Source organism: Acinetobacter sp. SH024 (assembly GCF_000163635.1).
GTDB classification, from domain to species: Bacteria; Pseudomonadota; Gammaproteobacteria; order Pseudomonadales; family Moraxellaceae; genus Acinetobacter; species Acinetobacter pittii.
This window is the reverse complement of record NZ_GG753602.1, coordinates 309,862-332,124: the sequence shown is the minus strand read 5'-3', so window position 1 is coordinate 332,124 and position 22,263 is coordinate 309,862. Positions and strand designations below refer to the sequence as shown.

Below are 22,263 nucleotides of genomic sequence, written 5' to 3'. Positions count from 1 at the left end.
TTTTTAGCGAACTTCGTCTATCCAGGCCATCTGAATGCCTTCTAGCAATCCTTCTGTCGATTTATTTGGGTCATCAGTGAAGTCTGGCAATGCGCACACCCATGCATGTAAATCGGTAAAACGAATCCATTGCGGATCAACTTCTGGATGTGCTTCTGACAATTCAATGGCAATATCAATCGTATCCGTCCAACGTAAGCCCATAGCGGCTCCTATCTGTTTAATCTGCTAAATCACGAACTGTGTACTTTAGCAAATCCACAAACTTAATCGATAGCTTAAGCTGATAAAAATTACCGATACTTATAAAGCGATGTTCAATAATGGCGCCACAAAAATAATCGTAGCCGCGACCACTGCACCAATTAGCGCACCAACAATCACATCACTTGGATAATGAAGGCCCAATACCATCCGTGACAAAGCGACAAGCACCATAAATGGGAACATGGCTGCAAGCAGAACTGGCTGGATGTAACCCAATACAATTGTCACCATGACCGCATGAAGCGTGTGACCTGATGGAAAACTAAAGTGATCAAGCGGTCTTTCACCAAGTACAATTACCTGATGCACCTGATAAGGACGTGGTCGCGTTGTTTTATGTTTTAAAAATTTATAGATTGCTGTGCCAATAGAACCACCTAATAACAAGTAGATGATTTGCAAGCTATAGTTAATGCCTTGCATACCCCACACGATTGCCAGCATTAGATACCAAAATGGACCATCACCAACACGACTGATAATTTTGAAAAAGAGGGCAACACGCTGTGAGTGAGAGAAATTGTTCAGATATAAACAGCCTCTCAAATCTAAATCGAGTATTTTTATTTTTGCATTCTTAAATTTCATGGTCATTCTCCTATCTTAGGATACTTAGGTGAAGTCCAACGAGGGCTCCTTCACTACCTGATAAAATGCCTGCTCCAATTGCTGAACCGGAAGTTGCCAACCGCTTTGCTGTACTTTATGACAGGCTTGTACGCCCATTTCTCTAAGTTGTTGTACTGAAGGAAGCTGATAAATTTGTTGTATAAAGTGGTTTTTTTGTCCAAGTGGGCTTAACCAGCCATTCACACCTTGTGTTAAGTATTGATGTGCACATGCATAATCATACGCTATAACTGGTAAACCGCTTGCCATTGCCTCTAAAACTACGTTACCAAACGTTTCAACTTGACTCGCAAATACGAATACATCTGCACTCGCATAGGCAGCCGCCAAATCTTGACCTCTCAGACTTCCGGTAAAGATAACACCCTTCGCTTCAGGTAGTGACTTTAAACGAGCAAAATCTGGGCCATCTCCTACAATAACCAATTTAGTTTTATTTGGCTGAATGGTTTGCAGGTTCGCATAACTTTCAATGAGAACTTGTACTTCTTTTTCGGGAGACAAACGCCCCACATAAAGCATAACGCGTGTATTCTCATCAGCATCCCATTGTTTTCGCAAATTTTCAGAGCGATGCTTCGGTGAAAATCTGGTTGTATCTACGCCACGCCCAACGACAACCAGTGGACAAGTAATACCAAAACCGCGTAATGCTTCTTGAGTATCTTTACTCGGCACACAAGTTACTTGAGTGTTATTGTGAAACCAGCACAGGTATTTTTGAATCGGTTTGACTAAAAAAGCCAAATCGAAGAAACGACTAAAGTCTTGAAATGGCGAATGAAAGCCGCTCGAAACAGGAATAGCTTTTGCCTTAGCAGCCTGCATGGCGGTTAAACCTAACGGCCCTTCAGTCACAATGTGGACGACATCTGGCACAAACTTTTCAAAAGCTTTCGATACTTTTAAATATTGTGGCCAGCCAAACTGTAAAGTTGGATATTTTGGAATCGCCTGCGACATCACCAGACATTCTTGCTCTGGCGTAAAGTCATGACATTTCGCTTTTTGCTCGGGGCGAATCAGTAAAATCTTATGCCCCTGTTTTTGTAAACCTTGGCATAACTGTAATAATGATAGTGCCACACCATTGATTTCGGGTGGCCAAGTTTCCGTTACAATCGCAATTTTTAAACGTGGACGCACCAAATCATGCAATGAATGTGCATTAGATAGCTGCTGCTTTTGTTTAAAAAAGAATTGGAAGCTTTCAGGAAGTTGCTGTTGTTTTAATAGTGCTGTCGCATATGAACTTTGCATAGCGCCATCCATCAATGTATTTATTTTCATGCTTAAAGATTAAGCAGTTTTTTTGACATTTTGATGATAAATGCATGACAGTTTACTGACATGAAAAATAAAAAAAGCATGCTGATGACAGCATGCTTTTTCTTAAATTCTAGTAACTCTTAGCGATTTTGCAATTTTGCATAATCCATGAGTACATTAGCAGCTTCAGTCACAAAAGTTTCTTCTTCTGGTAACGCTGGACGTTGCGATGCTTTCATTTTAGCGCGAGATTCAGCTAGAGCATCTAATGACGCTTGATAGCTTTCCCAGTTTGCAAAAGGCTTTTGACCCGTTGCAGCACGGCGTTCATTCTCTGCATCTAAAGTTTGTTTCTCTAAACCAAGTAATTCAGCACGGCGCTTATCAATATCAAGTACAACTTGTTTTTGCTCACTTGTTACCTTAGCAATCGCAGTACGTTTATTTAGATATTTAAACTGAGCATCATTGCCAACACGTTGTTCAGAGAATTGAGACAACTTCGTAACATATGGCTGAACAGAACCTTCGCGCTTAAATGGTGCAGTAGGAATTGTGTCCCACTTCAACGCATTTTTCGATTTACGCTCACCAAACTCTTCGTTATAGATATCGACGAGTTTAATGTCTGGCACTACACCTTTATTTTGTGTACTACCACCTGTAATACGATAGAACTTACGCTGAGTTAAAGTCGCTTGACCATATGCCAGAGTATCAAGTTGTACCTGAGCTGTACCCTTACCAGTTGTTGTACTACCAATAATAATACCGCGCTCATAATCTTGAATGGCAGCAGAGTAAATTTCACTTGCCGACGCAGAGGCCAAGTTCACCAATACCGCGAGTGGGCCTGTATAAATTTGCTGACCACCATCGTTATCTTCAAACACGCTTACGTTGCCATTGCCATCACGAATTTGCACCACCGGACCAGACTTAATCACCTGCCCCAACATACGTGCAACTTCTTCTAATGAGCCACCCGGGTCATTACGTAAGTCAATAATAATACCTTCTACTTTCTTCGCTTTAAGCGCTTCAAAAGCATTTGCAGTATCTTCAGAAACTGAACGGTATTGTTGACCCGCACGACGTGAACGATAGTCAAAATAGAATGATGGAATTTCAATTACACCCAACACATGCTTTTTACCATCACGTGTCACTTCAACTGTGCGTGAACGAACACCAGCATCTTCTTCTTGAATCACATCACGTACTAGGGTCACATTACGTGCCTGACTCATTGATGCACCAGCACCAAGAAGTTTTAATGTGACTTTTGTTCCGCGTTTACCACGAATAAGCCCAACAATTTCAGAACTTGTCCAACCGATTACATCAACCATTTTCTCGCCTTCTTGGGCGACACCAATGATTCGATCTCCTGATTTCACTTGGCCAGACTTACTTGCAGGACCACCCTCTACAATGGTTTCAATCTTGGTGTAATCTTCGTTGCCACGTTCTGGACGAATCGACACACCAATACCTTCAAGTTGCAAGGTAGTTTGGCGATTCAGTTCGATCGCATCAATTGGCGGGTAATAGTTACTATGTGGATCATAGGTCGCCAACATTGCATTTAATGTTTTGTCCAAGACGTCATCGCTTTTCACACGACTAATTCTTTCAAGCTGACGCGTATAACGTTTAGTTAACGTTTGAGCTGGCGTTAAATCTTCTGGGCCAGTTAAGTCCTGACCATCAGCAAGTGAAGGATTTTCTTTAAGCGCTTTTTGTTTCGCCTGCTCTTCTTCACGGCTAATCGTTAAATTAATTAACTGAGAAACCAGCATTTTACGCCAGTGATTTTGTTGCTCAGCAGTCGTTTTAAAATACGGTGCTTTTTCACGATCAACTTCAATATAACTATTAGGCTGCTTTAAATTTTGCTGTTGTTTTAACTCAGCTAACATGAACTCATAAAATTGTTTTAAGCGTTCACGATATTGCTGATGAATTGCAAACGGTCCAGTTAAATTCCCCGCTTTTAATGAAGCACCAAAATTTGAACCATATAGTTTTTTATAATTTTGAACTTCAGAATCTAGAAATAATGAGTGATCTGGATCAAGACTATCTAAATACATATCCAGAATACGATTTGATGTGGTCGCATCCAGACGCATATTTAAATAATGTTGACGATCAACTAAAGTTGCCAGTTGGCGAGCCACCAAAGCCTGTTCTTGCGTTGGCTGGATTGATTGAGAAACCGCAGCAGTATTGGTTGCCGCTCTCGCTTCATTCATCGTATGAGAGAAGAATAAACCGCCAGTCGCGATCGCTACTGCACAAGCTATAGTTTGAAGTTTCATAAATTTTTAATACTTCCTTGGGTGTTCCTATCTTACACGCTCTGTTTTCGATATGAACTAAGCAGATTCAAAATCTTAACCAACTAAATTGTTTATACCGTGTAGTTTTATCATATTCTGTACTGACAAAATGTAGCAAAACATTGCAAAATTCGCTTATTGTTTTTCAATCAAAATTCAAATGGAACCAATATGATTGGCGCATTGATGCTGGACATCGCTGGCACAGAACTTACTCAAGAAGATATTGAACTATTACGCGCTCCGCAAGTCGGTGGCATGATTTTATTTGCACGAAATATTGAATCTCCACAACAAGTACGTGCTTTAACCGACCATATGCGTCAAATTCGCCCAGATATTTTGATTGCTGTTGACCAAGAAGGTGGCCGAGTTCAACGCCTAAGATCAGGTTTTACCTTATTACCAGCCATGGGCCGTTTTGGGGAGTTATATTTAACTCAACCTCAAAAAGCACTTGAGCTGGCTGAGCAATGCGGTTGGCTCATGGCAACCGAAGTCCTTGCTGTCGGTATCGATTTCAGTTTTGCACCGGTTTTAGATCTTAATGCAATTAGTGATGTGATTGGCGACCGTGGCTTCTCTAAAACTATTGAAGATATTGCCCCACTTGCAGGCGCATTTATGCAAGGCATGAAAAAAGCTGGAATGGCAAATACGGGCAAACATTTCCCAGGCCACGGTTCTGTGAAAGCCGACTCTCATGTTGCTGCTGCAATCGACAGCCGTAGCTATGACGAAATTTATAACCATGATATGCAAAGCTTCATTAAGCTTATGCCTCAGCTTGATGCGCTCATGCCAGCACATGTGGTTTATGATCAAGTTGATCCAAATCCAGCAGGTTTTTCACCTTTCTGGATTCAAGAAGTTCTACGCAAGCGTTTGAAGTTTGATGGTGTACTTTTCTCTGATGACTTAAGCATGCAGGCTGCATGTGTAGCAGGTGGCGCAGATGCTCGTATTCAAGCTGCTCTAGCGGCTGGGTGTGACATGGGGCTGGTGTGTAATGACCGAAGTGCAGCCTGTACAGCACTTGAAGGTATTACAAACTTAGAACTACCAAACCAAGAGCGTTTAGAACGCATGCGCGGCCAAATTCCACAAATTCAGATCGGTGAAACCTTATCGCTTGGAAATGAGTGGCAAGCTGTCAAAACAGCCATTGAAGAGTTTAAAAATTCGATTTAAGTTATTAAAAATTTTAATTGGCTACAAAAACCTATTCACTATCTGATACGCGGTTAAGTCATACGCAACCTGCTCATCTGCTGAAGGATATTGATTGCTTCAATATATTTGATAGATGCAGAAAGTGAACAGGTTTTGCGTATGACAATGGTTTTGGTTACTTTTCCCGAAAGAAAAGTAACTCCAACTGAAAGTTCATCCCAGAATGCTAACCTAATTCACAGGACTCCGTCATGCAGGTTCATTCAACATCAATGCAGTAAAAATTCTTCATTTTTATAAATAATGAAGATCACACAAAAACAATAAATCGAGTTCAGGACGAATGACACAACAACTTTCAAAACACCGCCATATCTCTTTTACAGCCCACTATACGGGTTATATCTGGTATCAAATGGGGATCTCTCATGAAGCACTTGCCACAACCAAAGGCAAATCACTGGCTTATTTGGTTCATCCAATAGAATCATGGGCAGAGAAATATGTAGGCGGTAGTATGCGCACTACGCTCAAACAACGCCACACCATGCTTGACCATCATTTAGAACAACTCATTCAAGAAAGTCCTGATTTACAGGTTCTAGAAATAGCATGTGGCTTGTCTCCACGTGGCTGGTGGTTTAGACAACATTACCCTTCGATTACCTATCGGGAGCTTGATTTGCCCGATATGGCACAAACCAAACAAAATGCGTTACAGCAAATTGAAAAAAATGCACCTGAAATCTTATCAGTTGATTTATTTACAGATGCTTTTGAACAAGCATTTAAAGTATTTGACCCTAACCGCCCATTGGTTGTAATCAGTGAAGGCTTGATTAACTATTTTGATAAAAACTTATTAAAACAATTGATCCAATCGATTGGCCACTATGGTGCTACTTTTAAAAAGTTTCACTATTTAACCGACTTATATCCTGAACCCATTAAAAACAAACTCGCCAGTATTATTTGGAATAGTAGTAAGTTACTTAAACTCATGTCTCGTAGTTCATTTAGTTTTCATTTCAAAAGTCCACAAGAAGTGAAAGACTTTTTTAAAGATACAGAATTTGAGCAGGTTACTATTGAACAGCCACAAATATTCTTTGGGCAAGTTTCTCAAGATAACCATGAAGAGCATTTAGGCGACTTAGTTTGGATTATTCACGCTCAAATAAAATAATAAATATAAAAAATGGAAGCTCGACATAAACGAGCTTCCATCTATAACTATATTATTAAGCTGCTTGTTTTTGACGAGCAATAAAACGGCTTAACCGATCAGCAAGCTCAAAACTACCATGTTTAAATAAAGCACGTATTCCTTGTTCAGTAGCTTCAAAGATTAAACACTCAATTGCAAAACGACCTTCTTCATCTTCTAAATGAAGTGCCAAATCACGTGGATGATCATTCACAAAATCAAGCTGTGAAACATCATCCATTTTTAAATACATCCCAAAGAAAGTCACGTCAACAATCGTCACTGGCACTTCTGTTTTACATTCACGGTGGCTCAGTTGAGTATTCGGTTGCAAAACTGGAACTCGCTCTTCACCACGGCGCTCCATGTTTTGCATTTGTTCACGTGTCATAGGAATAATGCCATCCAAATTTTGGATAGATTCACCCTTCAAGAATGAAGTGAACAAACTCATAGTTTCTTTACGACGCTGGAGCTGCGGTACATGATCAGCGTTTGCAATAAGTGCAAATTCCATATCAGGACATTGCAACGCAAAGTTCGCATTTTCATGAGGCAAAGTAAAGCTGTCGTATTGCCCTGCTGCAACCAATGTTTTGCACTCTGGAATAGGTACATCTGTTAAACGCAAAAGACGATTACAGTTAATTTCATAACGTTCTCGCTCAGTACCCGTAAATTCAGCCATTTGTCTAAAAAATAATTTTTTAGCGGTTGGTGACATACGTGTTTTATCTAATTTTGCATGATTAACTAAATACAAAATAACAGCTTGCCCAAACTCTTCCATGCGGTTTTCTTGCATGAGTTTGAGCGACTCTTCCAAAATCATGCGCCAACTTTTACGAGTCTTTTGCATAACTCCCATCAAGATCATACGATCCATCAGGTCAGGACGGTGATGAGCAAAACAAGAGGCAATCACGGACCCTAAAGACATTCCCATTACAGAAACTTTTTGTATTCCAACGATATCTAACCAACGTCCTAACATTTCAGATAAATCAGGAAGTTCTAAAGTACCCGCAGATACTCCTGTGTCGCGATTAGTAATTTGCTGATTTGCACCCATCGAAGGTAAATCAATTAAAATAACCGGACCACTTTCAAACAATTGTTCAACACAATATTTATAAGAATTAAAATTCTGGAAAGCACCACCAACAATCACAATCGGCGTTTTGTGAATCGTTTTAGGATCGGCAATTGCCATATATTCAATTTTCCAACCGTCAATCCATGTTGTACGAGCAGGTTGTTTAAAACTATCTCTATGGTAGATATCGAAAAAGCCAAAACCGGCATAAGCTTGGTTGATCTCCGAATCCATTTGAATAATGGAATTCATATCCTTGCTTCCTCCTTGCTGTAATTTTTTTATGCTGCAAGAGTTCCTTCTTGAACACGTAATCTTTTATGCACAAAACTTTAAAATTTGTATTAGTTTGTATTGCACAATAACATTCTAAACAATTGTCTGAAATATACGCAATCGCTGAAATGACCGCTCATCTTGTTTAAGTCGCTAATAGTTTGCAAAATATTTAAATGTTTTTTTATGGCGGTCACATTTTTCAAAAAAAGCCATTCATTGTTCCGCATTTGACTGCTACTATCTTACTCATTGGTAAATGATTAAAAAATGCTATGCAAGATTCAATTGAACAATATATGCAAAAAGTTGGGCAACAAGCACGCGAGGCCTCACGCGTCTTAACAAGTGCTTCTACCTCACTAAAAAATCATGCACTCTCTGCTATTTATACTGCTTTAGAAAATAACCAGGCAGCTATTTTGGCAGCGAATCAAATCGACATGGATAAAGGTCGTAATAACCAGCTCGACAGTGCCTTACTTGATCGTCTTGAGCTTACGCCCGCACGCTTTAAAGGGATGTTGCAAGGTTTAAAAGATGTGATCGCGCTTGTCGATCCAATTGGGGAAATTACTGATCTTGCATATCGCCCCACAGGCATTCAAATTGGGAAAATGCGTGTACCTTTAGGTGTTGTTGGTATGATTTACGAATCACGTCCAAACGTAACACTTGAAGCTGCATCTTTAGCGATTAAATCAGGCAATGCCATTATTTTACGTGGTGGTTCAGAAGCACTCGAGTCAAATAAAGCAATCGCAGAAGCAATTAAGCATGGTTTAAAAGTTGCCGGTTTACCTGAGCATTCAGTACAAGTCATTGAAACTTCTGACCGTGCAGCTGTTGGTCACCTCATCACGATGGCTGAATATGTAGATGTAATTGTTCCACGTGGCGGTAAAAGCTTAATTGAGCGTGTAACCAACGAAGCGCGTATTCCTGTCATTAAACATCTTGATGGTAACTGCCATGTATTTGTTGAAGCGCAGGCAGACTTGCAAAAAGCATTACCAATTACTTTAAATGCCAAAACACATCGTTACGGTGTTTGTAATGCGATGGAAACACTGCTTGTTGATGAAAAAATTGCAGACGTTTTCTTACCACGTATTGCTGAACTGTATGCTGAAAAACAAGTTGAATTACGTGGCTGCCCAGAAACACGCTGTATTTTGGGTGCCTCTGTAAAACCTGCGACAGAAGAAGATTGGTATACCGAATATTTAGGGCCAATTCTTGCTGTTAAAGTGGTTAGCGGTATTGATGAAGCAATTGACCATATTAACAAATATGGTTCACATCACACCGATGCAATTGTGACTGAAAACTATACTTTGGCTCGTCAGTTCTTGGCTCGTGTAGATTCAAGTTCAGTCGTGATTAATGCATCAACTCGTTTTGCTGATGGTTTTGAATATGGCTTAGGGGCAGAAATTGGTATCTCTACAGATAAAATCCATGCCCGCGGTCCTGTTGGCTTAGAAGGCTTAACTTCTCAAAAATGGATTGTGTTAGGTGACGGTCAAATTCGCCAATAATTAATCTATGAGTTCAAACAAAAACGCCTGATCAATATCAGGCGTTTTTTATTATTCAAGTTATTAATTAGAAAATAAAGTCGGTATTCACGAATTTAGAATAGTGCTCAGACACCATAGAGGCCAACATGCCTTTGCTATCATCTGTTTGTTTAGCAGCAATCATAGAACGGATAGAGAACGCTCGTAGAGCATCATGCACAGACAGTGTACCTTCCGCAGAATCTTTACGACCACCGAACGGGAACACATCAGGGCCACGCTGACATTGACAATTGATGTTTACACGGCAAACCTGATGGACCAGCGGATCAACTAAATGACCAATTTGCTCAGGGTCACTACCAAAAATACTCACCTGCTGCCCATGATCAGAAGTAGTGACATATTCCAAGACAGTTTCAATATCATCATAAACAGAGACTGGTATCACTGGACCAAACTGTTCTTCACGATACAGTCTCATCCCCTCAGTCACTGGATAAACTACGGCTGGATAGAACATTGTTTTGCAGAATTCACCACCTTCCGGATTAACTACTTTTGCCCCTTTAGCCACGGCATCTTCAATGACGTCAGTCATGTAGGTCGTACGGTGCATACCTGGTAATGGCGTAATAAATACACCTTTTTCCCACGGCATCCCCACTTTAAGTTTGGCCAGTTCAGCCGTTAAGCGGTTAACAAATTCATCGGCTATCGAACGATGTACCATCAGCATTTTGAGCGCAGTACAACGCTGACCATTAAACGACAATGCACCCAGCAGGCATTCTTTCACGGTCAAATCCAAGTCAGCATCTGGCAAGATAATAGCTGCATTCTTCGCATCCAACCCCAAAATCGCACGCAGACGGTGAGATTTAGGATGTTGCTTCTTCAAGTGATCAGCCACTTTACTAGAACCAATCAGTGCCAGTACGTTAATTTTCCCAGATGCCAGTAGATGGGGTACCACTAGAGAACCTGGTGCATAAATGGTATTGATCACGCCTTTTGGAAATGAATCACGGAACGCTTCTAGTAAAGGTTCAAACAACAAAGTCCCAAATTGAGGTGGTTTAAAAATAATGGTATTTCCCATCAGCATGGCTGGGATCAGAGTTGCAAAGGTTTCATTCAGTGGGTAGTTGTATGGTCCCATACACAACACTACGCCTAATGGAGTACGACGGATTTGTCCAATCGTACCTTCAGCAATTACAAAGCGGGAGTTGGCATTATCTAAATCTTTCAGAGCATCAATCGTTTGACGCATGTAGGTAATCGTACGGTCAAATTCTTTCTCTGAATCCGCCAAGCTTTTGCCAATTTCCCACATGATCAGCTTAATAATTAGATCTCGCTGTTCCACCATGCGCTGAATAAAATTTTGCATACAGGCAATGCGCTCACCAACCTTCATGATTGGCCATTCGCCACGACCATTGTTGTAAGCCCTTACCGCTGCTTCTAGTGCTTCATCGCTTTCTTTTTCACCCATGATTGGATAACTACCAAGTTCAACTTGCTGTAGGCTACCGTCAGGCTGCTGAATCCAAATTGGAGATAATGTTTTCTTAGTTGCACCAGCCCATAGCTTCAACTCACCATCCACGAGTGAAACACGCTGATGAATTTGGGAGGGCAGACGCACACTTTCAGGAATACTGTCCACTACTGGGAATTTAAGCTGTAGATTATTTAACTGATTCATTCTTCTTAATACCTTATTATTCGTATGTCTTTTATATATTCCCGAACTTGCCACTGTAATCAGGTCTTATTCGGGTCAATATCACTATTATTATCCGTACTCACCTTGCTTGAACCGTAAACTACAAGGTGAATATCTTAAAGCGTTGATAATCTTTCTAGATGAATTTACCCCCGACACACACTATCAGTCACCCCTAGCTTCTGGATGACTTGTTCAATGATCTGTTCTGGTGTGAGAGCAATATCAATAGCAATTGCTTCATTCACATCAGGTTCTTCTAATGTATCTAGCTGAGTTTGTAGCAATGATGGATCAAAGAAATGACCAGATCTTGCTGCGAGTCTTTGCTCTAATAATTCATAAGAGCCCTTTAAGTACACAAACTTAACATTCTGATCCTGCCCTCTTAAAATATCGCGATACATGCGTTTTAAAGATGAACATGTAAATACAGCCGTTTCACCGTCTCTTTGTTTGGTTTCAATGACCTGACGAATTGCCTGTAACCATGGCAAGCGGTCTTCATCAGTTAAAGGGATACCTTGACTCATCTTACTTTTATTTGCAGCTGAATGAAGCGTATCGCCATCAAGGAACTCACAAGCCAAACGCTCTGATAACAACTCACCAATTAGGGTTTTACCTGTTCCACAGACACCCATTGCAATCACAATCATGGATTACTCACCTTTAATTATAAAATTGTGCTAAGCAGTAGCGTGAAAGATAAACCCAACACTGAAATGATCGTTTCCAATACCGACCAAGTCTTGAGGGTCTGCCCTACTGTCATACCGAAATATTCTTTGATTAACCAGAATCCTGCGTCATTTACATGTGAGAAAACTAATGAACCTGAACCCGTCGCAAGCACTAAAAGTTCTGGTCTAACTGCGACACCAGCCGTAGCTGCAATTGGAGCAACAATGCTACACGCTGTAGCCATAGCCACCGTTGCAGAACCTGTTGCCAAACGAATTAATGCTGCAACAAACCAACCCAACAACAACGGCGACAGGTTTGCTTTCAACGCTGTAGAGACAATCTCATTAGAAATACCAGTGTCACGCAAAATGCCGCCAAAACCACCACCAGCACCTACAATCAACATAATCCCTGCAATAGAAGCTAAACATCCACCGCAGAATTTTTCAATTTGTTCACGATTAAAGCCCTGCATCGTACCAAAGGTAATAAAGCTGACCAGTACGGCAATGAGTAATGCGATATCAGAAGTACCAATAAAACGTAGTAAATCATTTGCGAAAGTCTGTGGTGCAAAGAACAGATCAGCCCAGCTTCCAACCAACATTAATACTACAGGCAGCATAATTGTGAATAAGGTAATCCCAAAGCTTGGTAGCTCACGAGTTCTATTCGTATCTGCTTCAATAAACTGCTTCGCTAACGGATTATTTTCGGGCAATTTAACGTATTTATTAATCCAAAGTGCATACAATGGTCCAGCAACAATAGCTGTTGGCACACCAACGATCAGACTATAAGCAATCGTTTTACCAATATCAGCATGATAAGCCTGTACTGCCAACAATGCTGCTGGATGTGGTGGAATTAAGCCATGCACAACCGATAAACCGGCAACCATTGGCAGGCCAACAACTAATAAAGATTTGCCTGTCCGTTTAGCAATGTTGAATGCAATTGGAATGAGTAGAACGAAACCTACTTCGAAAAATACGGGAAGGCCAACAATAAGGGCAATAAACATCATAGCCCAGTGAATATTTTTCTCACCAAACCACTTAATTAAAGTAATTGCTATTCGCTCTGCACCACCAGACTCGGCCATCATTTTACCGAGCATCGTTCCTAGTGCGATTACAATCGCAAGGTGACCTAAGGTTTTACCTGTACCGGCTTCATAAGACTTAACAATATCACCCATTGGCATGCCAACAGCCAAGGCTAAACCGAGTGAAACAATAATAAGAACTAAAAATGGATAAATTCTAAACTTCGCGATCATGACCACTAAAGCAATAATCGCGATTACAGTGTAGATCAGTAACATGCCACCCTGAACCGTCTCCATGGGACACTTCTCCTTGGAATAATTATTTAGGCACACTGCCTAAACAAGGGTCTTCAACCACAGTAATTCCTACTGTTAAGACATTAAATTTTTATATTTAGGTGTGACCAGCACAAACTGGTCACATCAATACAGCCTTTAAAGCACATAGAATGCACTTCATTTTTTATAAATATTGTCTACATTTACAAAGCTCTCAACTGACTCGCAATTTGTGCCAAGCGAGTAATTTCAGCCCAGTCTTGTGCAGCTACAGTAGCTTTAGGTGTTAACCATGAACCACCTACACAAACCACGTTAGGTTGTTTTAAGAAATCTGGCGCTGACTCTGCCGTAATTCCACCAGTCGGACAAAAGCGCAAGTTTGGAAATGGACCATAAAATGCTTTTAGCATCTCAACGCCACCTGCCTGTTGAGCTGGGAAGAACTTCACAATGTCATAACCCAATTCAATCGCTTGAATCAGGTCACTTGGTGTCATCACACCCGGCAATAGAGGTAAGCCAGCATCTTGCGCAGCCAAATGCAAATCTTTAGTTAAACCAGGAGATACCCCAAATTGAGCGCCTGCTTTTTTGGCTTGAGCACAGTGTTCTGGCTTGGTAATCGTACCTACACCTACCACAATGTCATCAGCTAATTGGCTAGCACGCTCAATAGCAGCAAGACCCGCAGCGGTACGCAATGTAATCTCAAGGACTTTTACGCCACCTGCATGTAAAGCACGTGATACATCTTCACCTTGCTCAGCAGAATCAAATGCCAATACAGGGATGACTGGGCCTAATTCGACGATATCTTCAATTTTAATCATTATTTTTTAGTTCCTTTGACTCAAATCTGCTCTGGTGAATTTTCACCAACCAATGCACCAAATACAGATGCTCCATGTTCAGCTGGCGCAGCAGCAGCACGGAAAACACCAAATAATTCACGGCCAAAACCAACTTCGTTTTCTGCCTGATGTTCTGGCTGTGCAACAGGGCGCGACTGCCATACATCGTCATCTATTTCGACATCAAGTACGCCAGCTTCGGCATCAATGATTAACATATCGCCTGTTTGAACTTTAGCAATCGGCCCATTTAATAAGGCTTCTGGAGATAAATGAATCACCGCAGGAACTTTGCCTGAAGCACCAGACATACGCCCATCAGTCACTAAAGCAACGTGGAAACCTTGATCTTGTAAAACACCCAACACAGGCGTTAAACGATGCAATTCAGGCATACCGTTAGCACGCGCACCTTGGAAACGAACAACTGCAATAAAGTCTCGGTGTAATTCACCACGATCAAATGCAGCTTGCACTGCTTCTTGAGAATCAAACACAATTGCCGGAGCTTTAACTTTACGATGTTGTGGCGCAACAGCAGAAATCTTGATTACGCCACGGCCAAGGCGACCTTGCATTAAGCGTAAGCCACCATCTGGTTGAAATGGTGCATCAATGCTACGTAGAACTTTGTCATCAAGGCTTTGAACCACACCGTCAACCCAAGTGAGCTTGCCATCAATCAGTTTTGGTTCTTTGGTGTAATGCTGTAAACCTTTACCAGCCACAGTCGTTACATCGTTATGTAACAGACCAGCTTCAAGTAAGTTACGAATGAGGAAAGCGACTCCACCCGCAGCTTGGAAATGGTTTACATCAGCCTTACCATTTGGATAGATTTTTGCGAGTAATGGAACAACAGCCGATAACTCATCAAAGTCATCCCAGTCAATCAAGATACCAGCAGCGCGAGCAATCGCAATCAAATGCAAAGTATGGTTGGTTGACCCACCTGTAGCGAGCAATGCCACAATACCGTTTATAATTGCTTTTTCATCGACAACATGACCAATCGGCGTGTAGTTTCCACGCTCAACTGTTAAATCAAGTACACGAATCGCCGCTTCTGCGGTGAGTGCATCACGTAATGGTGTATGAGGATGAACAAATGCGGCACTTGGCAAATGTAAGCCCATTACTTCCATCAGCATTTGATTACTGTTGGCTGTACCATAAAAAGTACAGGTCCCTTGACCGTGATAAGCAGCTGACTCAGCTTCTAGCAAAGCATCTCGACCAACCTGACCCGTTGCAAATTGCTGACGAATTTTGGCTTTCTCATCGTTAGATAAACCACTGGTCATTGGGCCAGCTGGCACAAAAATAGTAGGTAAATAGCCAAACTGCAAAGCACCAATGAGCAAGCCTGGCACGATCTTGTCACAAACACCAAGACATAAAGCTGCGTCAAACATGTTATGAGACAATGCAATCGCTGTACTCATCGCAATGGTTTCACGAGAGAACAATGACAGTTCCATGCCAGCATTACCTTGGGTAATACCATCACACATCGCAGGAACACCACCTGCAAACTGTGCCACGCCGCCATTCTCACGAGCGGCTGTTTTAATTAAATCTGGAAATGTTTTATACGGTGCGTGAGCCGACAGCATTTCGTTGTATGAAGATACGATGCCAATATTTGGTTCACGGCCTACTTTAATAATTAATTTTTCATTATCGTCCATACTGGCAAAACCATGAGCCAGATTGGCACATGAAAGTGCTCCACGAGCAGGAAATTTGCCTTGTGCATGTTCAATACGTTGTAAATATGCAGAACGAGTTTTTTGACTACGTGCGATTACACGCTCGGTCACTTTTGCCAATACTGGATTCGGCAAGTCCATGCTGGACGCTCCTGTACAACCGGATAAGCCGGAACATAAAAATAGACCAAATGATATATTTCATCATCATTTGATAAGGGGAAGGAACAATATTATTAAGGCAAAAAGCGACATGCAAGCCCTAGTCAATTTTACGGTAATACCCGAGCATGGTTATTAAATACAAATTATGTTTAAGTTTTAAACAAGAAGCTGGTTTTATTTTTGACTATATTTACTGGTATATTAGCCCCTAATAACTATGAGAAAATTCTCATAATATCAAAGCAATAAAATATTCTTATAAATGTATTAATACCGGATTTTTTATACTAATTTTTATATTAAAAATGTTTATGATTTATATATTTTAACCTATATATAAACGATTAAAATTTAATTTCATTTACGTATATTATTTGTAATACTCCCCTTTAGTTTGATTAAAATAACAGCATGTCTTTTTTCTTAAAAAATTTATACCAAATATTTGAAAAATACATTAAATAGAAATTTACCTTTCATAAATATATACAAAAAACTCGTTTCAACACGCATAAAAAAACAAGGAATACAGTGGTTAAGCTTTATACTGGACAAATATTAGTTACAAATAATTTGATGGTCGATAGTGCTTAAGTCTAATGGGCTAAAGTCTATCTTGGACAGAAAAACAACACATGTTAAAACATGACAACCCGTTCAATCTGTATCGAAAAATAATACATGTTGAACAGGAAGTTAGGAAAACTATTTTAAATCAGGACTTGGGTATTTCAACGTGGCTACATCAGTATTAGTTATCAATTGCGGCTCTTCATCTATTAAATACGCACTGGTTTCAGAGCGTCGTGAAGATCGTATTTACGGTTTAGCAGAAAACTTGGGGGCAGCTGATGCTCGTATTAAGGGAATTACAGTAGGTGGTGAACCACTTGAACTTTCAATCCCTTATGCTGACCATGCCAAAGCTTTAGAAACTTTACTTGCACGTCTTGCCAACTACAAACCGCAAGCAATCGGACATCGTGTTGTACACGGGGGTAGTTTAACCAAAGCAGAATTACTCACTCCTGAAATTATTGAACGTATTCGTGCTGCGACACCTTTAGCCCCACTTCATAACCCAGCACATTTAATTGGTATTGACGCAACCGTACGTCTATTTCCTGAATTACCTCAAGTTGCCGTATTCGACACTGCATTCCATCAAACCATGCCACCGCATGCATACCGTTATGCAATTCCTAAGTTTTTATATACTGACCACAACGTCCGCCGTTATGGCTTCCATGGTACAAGCCATGCGTATGTGTCTGACAAAGCGAGTGAGCTGGCAGGTAACCTGAAAAAAGGTGGATGGTTAACAGCGCATCTAGGAAACGGCAGTTCAACTTGCGCAGTGTGGAATGGACAAAGTGTTGACACGTCTATGGGCCTTACTCCACTTGAAGGCGTAGTGATGGGAACGCGTAGTGGTGACGTTGATCCAAGCTTACATAGCTTCCTTGCGAAAAACCTCGGTTGGGATTTAGCAAAAATTGATAAAGTTTTAAATAATGAAAGTGGCTTACTAGGTTTATCTCAACTGTCTAACGACATGCGTACAGTGATTGAAGCTGCTGAAAATGGTAATGAAGATGCTTGCCTTGCAATTGAAGTGTTTAGTTATCGTCTTGCAAAATCACTTGCTGCATTAAGCTGTGGTTTACCAACTTTAGACGGCTTAATCTTCACTGGCGGTATTGGCGAGAACTCAGCCTATATTCGTGAAAAAACCTTAGCTTATTTACCTCATTTTGGTTTGCAGCTTGATAAAGATCAAAACAACAACCTAAAACGTGGCACTGAAGGCCGAATCGACAACGGAACAGGACCTCAAATTTGGGTCATTCCTACAGATGAAGAAGGCCGTATTGCCAAAGAAACTCGTCAAGTTGTTGAAGCGGCAGAAAATACAGCATCTGTAGCAAGCCTTGCTTAATTAGAGCTTAGCGAAAACTCGATATTCGTTTATTTATAGGTTTATATGAATACAATTTTATTGATTCCTACAGGTGAAGGGGTTGGCTTAACCTCTGCCTGCTTAGGTATGATTTACGCACTTGATTGCAACGGCATTAAAGCAGGCTTTTTAAAACCATTTTCTCAAGAAGACCAAGAGCATCTTGACCGAACCACTTCATTATTTGGTCATTTATTTCAAAGTAAAACTGTTCAATCTATTTCACATGAAAAATTAACTCAGCTTATTGCCGCTGGGGAAGTAGATGAATTACTTGAAGAAGCGGTTAGCCTTCATCGTAGTGTTGCAGCAGACCATGATGTCATTATTGTGGAAGGCTTATTACCAAACGGACAAGATCATTTTGCCAGTGAGCTCAATGCAAGTCTTGCACAAGCACTTGATGCAGAAGTCGTGTTGGTCAGTACAGCAGATATTCAAAACCCGAAAAAAGCAGCAGAAAAAGTAGATGCTCATTTACGCCAGTTTGGTGGAGCAGCATCAAATCGTACTGCTGGCGTACTGTTTATGCGTACCCGTGGATTAACTGAAGAAACAGCACAAATTCCTGTTGCGTTTGATCCATCGTTACGACCGACTGAAGAAATTGCGAAATTTACGACCGAACTGCAAAAATATAATCGTTATTTTGGTTCTAGCGATTTACCGATTATTGGTTTGGTTCCATTTAGTAACACGCTAAGCGTACCTAGAACACTTGATATTGCAAATGTCATTGATGGGCAATGGGTTCATCAAGGTGAAGCTAAAACACGTCGTATTTTGCATTCGAGTTTAATTGCTTCAAGCATTGAATATGAACTGAATAAATTTATTGCAGGCGAATTAATTATTAGCGCATCTGAGCGTACCGACGTTTTACTTGCAAGTAGTTTGGCAACCAGCAATGGTATTCCTCTTGCAGGTTTGGTACTTACCGAAAGAGAAGCGCCAGCACCAGAGCTTTTAGAATTTTGCCAAAGTGCAATTAAACAAGGGTTACCGATTTTACATACCCGTTTAAATACACTTGAAACCGCACAGCGCCTATCTAATTTTGGTAATGAAATTCCAACTGACGATACTGAACGTGCTGAGCAAGTGACTCGATTTGTTTCAAGTCACATTGATGTCGAATGGCTTAAGCAGCACAGCAACAATGCCGCTACCCCTCGCCTGTCGCCATCTGCTTTCCGTCATGAACTGGTGCAAAAATCAATTGCAGCAAAAAAACGAATTGTGTTACCAGAAGGTGATGAACCGCGCACCATTCAAGCTGCGGCAATTTGTCAGGCACGTGGTATTGCTGATTGTATTTTGTTAGCTAAACCAGATGCTGTGCACGATGTTGCCAAAGCACGTGGTATTGAATTACCTGCCGAATTGGCAATTGTCGACCCCGATAGTATTCGTAACCAATACGTTGCACCAATGGTTGAGCTACGTAAAGGTAAACTCAACGAGCTTCAAGCGAAAGAACAACTTCAAGATACCGTAGTGCTTGGCACCATGATGTTAGCCTTAGATCAAGTCGACGGTTTAGTTTCAGGTGCGGTACACACCACAGCAAATACGGTCCGCCCAGCATTCCAGCTCATCAAGACAGCACCTGAATATTCACTGGTTTCATCAATATTCTTTATGCTTTTGCCAGATGAAGTTTATGTATATGGCGACTGTGCGATTAATCCAGATCCAACCGCAGAACAACTTGCTGAAATTGCAATTCAGTCGGCTGACTCAGCGAAAGCTTTTGGAATTGATCCGCGTATTGCCATGATCAGCTACTCAACTGGTACTTCTGGAACAGGTGCTGATGTTGAAAAAGTACAGCAAGCAACTCAAATTGCTCAGCAACGTCGCCCGGATTTACTGATTGATGGTCCACTTCAATACGATGCAGCTTCCGTTGAAAGTGTGGGACGTCAAAAGGCACCTGACTCACGTGTTGCTGGCCGTGCCAATGTATTTATTTTCCCAGATTTAAATACGGGTAATACCACTTACAAAGCAGTACAGCGTGCTGCAAATGTTGTGAGCGTTGGACCAATGCTGCAAGGCCTCAACAAACCAGTCAATGACTTGTCTCGTGGAGCATTGGTAGATGACATCGTCTTTACCATTGCGTTAACGGCAATTCAGGCAGAGCAGCAAGCCGCTGCCAAATAATTAATAAATTCGCCTTTACTACCTCTCGCCATTTGATATCCGCTCAAATGGCTTTTTTTATTTTAGTCATTAAAAATAAATAATTTTCCGATTTCTCTCTTTTAAATCTCATCAATATGTTCTTATGCGACTTTCGGTCAAAAGATCAACCAATTTCCCACAACACCCTCTTTTTGTCATATAATTTAGCCCGCTAGCTAACAGCCCGCTCAAGAGATTTTCTGGTATGACAACGATTATCAAACAAGATGACTTGATTACATCGATCAAGGACGCCCTACAGTTTATTTCGTACTATCACCCGCAAGACTTTATCCAAGCGATGAGCCGTGCTTATGATCGCGAAGAAAACAAAGCCGCAAAGGATGCAATTGCACAGATTCTAATTAACTCTCGCATGTGTGCGGAAGGTCATCGTCCAATTTGCCAAGATACTGGTATTGTTAACGTTTTCCTTGAAGTGGGCTTAGATGTTAAATTTGATTTAACGATGAGCTTAGACGATGCAGTAAATGAAGGTGTTCGCCAAGGTTACCTTGAAAACAGCAACGTTCTTCGTGCATCTGTACTTGCTGACCCTGCATTTGGTCGTAAAAATACAAAAGATAATACCCCTGCTGTAATTCACTACAAACTCGTTCCGGGTAACAAAGTAGATATTACTGTTGCTGCTAAAGGTGGCGGTTCAGAAAACAAATCTAAACTTGCGATGCTTAACCCATCTGACTCGATTGTTGACTGGGTACTTAAAACCGTTCCAACTATGGGTGCAGGCTGGTGTCCTCCTGGTATGCTCGGTATTGGTATTGGTGGTACTGCTGAAAAAGCCATGATGCTTGCTAAAGAAGCACTCATGGAAGAAATCAATATGGATGAATTACTTCGCCGTGGACCAGAGAACAAAATCGAAGAGCTTCGTATAGAAATCTTTGAAAAAGTAAACGCACTTGGTATTGGTGCACAAGGTCTCGGTGGTTTAACGACTGTTCTTGATATTAAGATTAAAGATTACCCATGTCATGCTGCTGGTAAACCAGTAGGTATGATTCCTAACTGTGCTGCTACTCGTCATGCTCACTTCCAGCTTGATGGTACAGGTGTAGCTCATATTCAAGCACCAAAACTTGAAGACTACCCATCTGTAACTTGGGACTCTTCACAGTCTAAACGCGTAAACCTTGATACCATTACTCAAGAAGAAATGGACTCTTGGAAACCGGGTGACACATTACTTCTTAGCGGAACAATGTACACAGGTCGTGATGCTGCGCACAAACGTATGGTTGAAATGATCGACAATGGTGAAGAATTACCAGTTGATCTTAAAGGTAAGTTTATTTACTACGTTGGCCCTGTTGATCCAGTGGGTGATGAAGTCGTTGGTCCTGCTGGCCCTACAACTGCAACACGTATGGATAAATTCACACGTAAAGTATTAGAACATACTGGCCTATTCGGTATGATCGGTAAAGCTGACCGTGGTCCTACAGCAATTGAAGCAATCAAAGACAACAAAGCAACTTACTTAATGGCAGTTGGTGGTGCGGCTTACCTCGTATCCAAAGCTGTTCGTGAAGCTGAAGTTGTTGCGTTTGCAGACTTAGGTATGGAAGCAATCTACAAATTCGTAGTTGAAGATATGCCAGTTTCTGTTGCAGTTGATGTAAACGGTACTTCAATTCACGCAGTAGCTCCAAAAATCTGGCAAGCGAAAATTGGAAAAATTCCAGTAGTCGATGCAGCAGCTGGCTAATCAAGAAAAGCACCGAATTCGGTGCTTTTTTTATGCATTCTTTTTTTATTTTAAAATCTGAAAAGAATTGTAACAATTACTTCGTCAATCTGTGCTATTAATGAAAGCACCC

The 22,263-nt window shown here is 41.0% G+C and carries 17 protein-coding genes; 7 read left to right on the top strand and 10 right to left on the bottom strand.

Going from position 1 to position 22,263, the window contains the following annotated elements:
• Positions 1-3 precede the first annotated feature (3 nt).
• From iscX to HMPREF0013_RS18075, 4 genes are all read right to left on the bottom strand, one after another.
• Positions 4-204 (bottom strand): Fe-S cluster assembly protein IscX, encoded by a 201-nt coding sequence (gene iscX, locus HMPREF0013_RS0105580; RefSeq protein WP_002115051.1) that lies wholly within the window; start codon positions 202-204, stop codon positions 4-6.
• 99 nt (positions 205-303) lie between these two features.
• Positions 304-855: a phosphatase PAP2 family protein gene (locus tag HMPREF0013_RS18085; protein ID WP_002114791.1), complete on the bottom strand. Its 552-nt coding sequence runs from the start codon at positions 853-855 to the stop codon at positions 304-306.
• Positions 856-879: 24 nt separating this feature from the next.
• Positions 880-2,169, bottom strand: coding sequence for a glycosyltransferase family 4 protein (locus HMPREF0013_RS18080; RefSeq protein ID WP_079377686.1), 1,290 nt, complete (start codon positions 2,167-2,169; stop codon positions 880-882).
• 137 nt (positions 2,170-2,306) lie between these two features.
• Positions 2,307-4,490, bottom strand: coding sequence for a carboxy terminal-processing peptidase (locus tag HMPREF0013_RS18075; protein ID WP_002114787.1), 2,184 nt, complete (start codon positions 4,488-4,490; stop codon positions 2,307-2,309).
• Between the two features lie 192 nt (positions 4,491-4,682).
• Between HMPREF0013_RS18075 and nagZ the strand changes: the two genes are divergently transcribed.
• Both nagZ and HMPREF0013_RS18065 read left to right on the top strand, forming a co-directional pair.
• A complete protein-coding gene (gene nagZ, locus HMPREF0013_RS18070; protein ID WP_002114962.1) occupies positions 4,683-5,702 on the top strand; it encodes a beta-N-acetylhexosaminidase in 1,020 nt (339 codons plus the stop codon).
• 325 nt (positions 5,703-6,027) lie between these two features.
• On the top strand, positions 6,028-6,870 hold the full coding sequence (locus HMPREF0013_RS18065) for a class I SAM-dependent methyltransferase (RefSeq protein ID WP_002114924.1): 843 nt from the start codon (positions 6,028-6,030) through the stop codon (positions 6,868-6,870).
• A 55-nt stretch (positions 6,871-6,925) separates the two neighbouring features.
• Here the strand turns inward: HMPREF0013_RS18065 and HMPREF0013_RS18060 are convergent, their stop codons facing one another.
• Entirely contained in the window at positions 6,926-8,239 is a 1,314-nt protein-coding gene (locus tag HMPREF0013_RS18060; protein ID WP_002115054.1) for an alpha/beta fold hydrolase, read from the bottom strand.
• Positions 8,240-8,538: 299 nt separating this feature from the next.
• Here HMPREF0013_RS18060 and HMPREF0013_RS18055 point away from each other — a divergent pair, with 299 nt between their 5' ends.
• Positions 8,539-9,804: a glutamate-5-semialdehyde dehydrogenase gene (locus HMPREF0013_RS18055; RefSeq protein WP_005804227.1), complete on the top strand. Its 1,266-nt coding sequence runs from the start codon at positions 8,539-8,541 to the stop codon at positions 9,802-9,804.
• 67 nt (positions 9,805-9,871) lie between these two features.
• On the opposite strand, the gene HMPREF0013_RS18050 is transcribed toward HMPREF0013_RS18055, so the two are convergent.
• The 5 genes from HMPREF0013_RS18050 to edd form a co-directional block, all read right to left on the bottom strand.
• On the bottom strand, positions 9,872-11,500 hold the full coding sequence (locus tag HMPREF0013_RS18050) for an NADP-dependent glyceraldehyde-3-phosphate dehydrogenase (protein WP_002114925.1): 1,629 nt from the start codon (positions 11,498-11,500) through the stop codon (positions 9,872-9,874).
• 167 nt (positions 11,501-11,667) lie between these two features.
• Complete coding sequence (locus tag HMPREF0013_RS18045) at positions 11,668-12,180, bottom strand: gluconokinase (RefSeq protein WP_002115138.1); 513 nt, start codon at positions 12,178-12,180, stop codon at positions 11,668-11,670.
• 17 nt (positions 12,181-12,197) lie between these two features.
• Entirely contained in the window at positions 12,198-13,556 is a 1,359-nt protein-coding gene (locus HMPREF0013_RS18040; protein ID WP_002115035.1) for a gluconate:H+ symporter, read from the bottom strand.
• 185 nt (positions 13,557-13,741) lie between these two features.
• Positions 13,742-14,371, bottom strand: a complete 630-nt coding sequence (gene eda / locus HMPREF0013_RS18035) for a bifunctional 4-hydroxy-2-oxoglutarate aldolase/2-dehydro-3-deoxy-phosphogluconate aldolase (RefSeq protein WP_002114688.1) — start codon at positions 14,369-14,371, stop codon at positions 13,742-13,744.
• Positions 14,372-14,391: 20 nt separating this feature from the next.
• Positions 14,392-16,245, bottom strand: a complete 1,854-nt coding sequence (edd, locus tag HMPREF0013_RS18030) for a phosphogluconate dehydratase (RefSeq protein ID WP_002115022.1) — start codon at positions 16,243-16,245, stop codon at positions 14,392-14,394.
• 659 nt (positions 16,246-16,904) lie between these two features.
• Here edd and HMPREF0013_RS24685 point away from each other — a divergent pair.
• The 4 genes from HMPREF0013_RS24685 to HMPREF0013_RS18015 all read left to right on the top strand — a co-directional run bounded on the left by HMPREF0013_RS24685 (position 16,905) and on the right by HMPREF0013_RS18015 (position 22,151).
• Positions 16,905-17,024 carry a hypothetical protein gene (locus tag HMPREF0013_RS24685; RefSeq protein ID WP_005804223.1) on the top strand — a complete coding sequence of 40 codons (120 nt, stop codon included), beginning with the start codon at positions 16,905-16,907 and terminating at the stop codon, positions 17,022-17,024.
• Positions 17,006-18,208, top strand: a complete 1,203-nt coding sequence (locus HMPREF0013_RS18025; RefSeq protein WP_005079149.1) for an acetate/propionate family kinase — start codon at positions 17,006-17,008, stop codon at positions 18,206-18,208. Before HMPREF0013_RS24685 ends, HMPREF0013_RS18025 begins: the two co-directional genes overlap by 19 nt.
• A 45-nt stretch (positions 18,209-18,253) precedes the next feature.
• A complete protein-coding gene (gene pta, locus HMPREF0013_RS18020; protein WP_002114833.1) occupies positions 18,254-20,398 on the top strand; it encodes a phosphate acetyltransferase in 2,145 nt (714 codons plus the stop codon).
• Between the two features lie 226 nt (positions 20,399-20,624).
• The gene (locus HMPREF0013_RS18015; RefSeq protein WP_002115045.1) at positions 20,625-22,151 is read left to right on the top strand and encodes a fumarate hydratase; all 1,527 of its coding nucleotides are present in this window, start codon (positions 20,625-20,627) and stop codon (positions 22,149-22,151) included.
• Positions 22,152-22,263 lie beyond the last annotated feature (112 nt).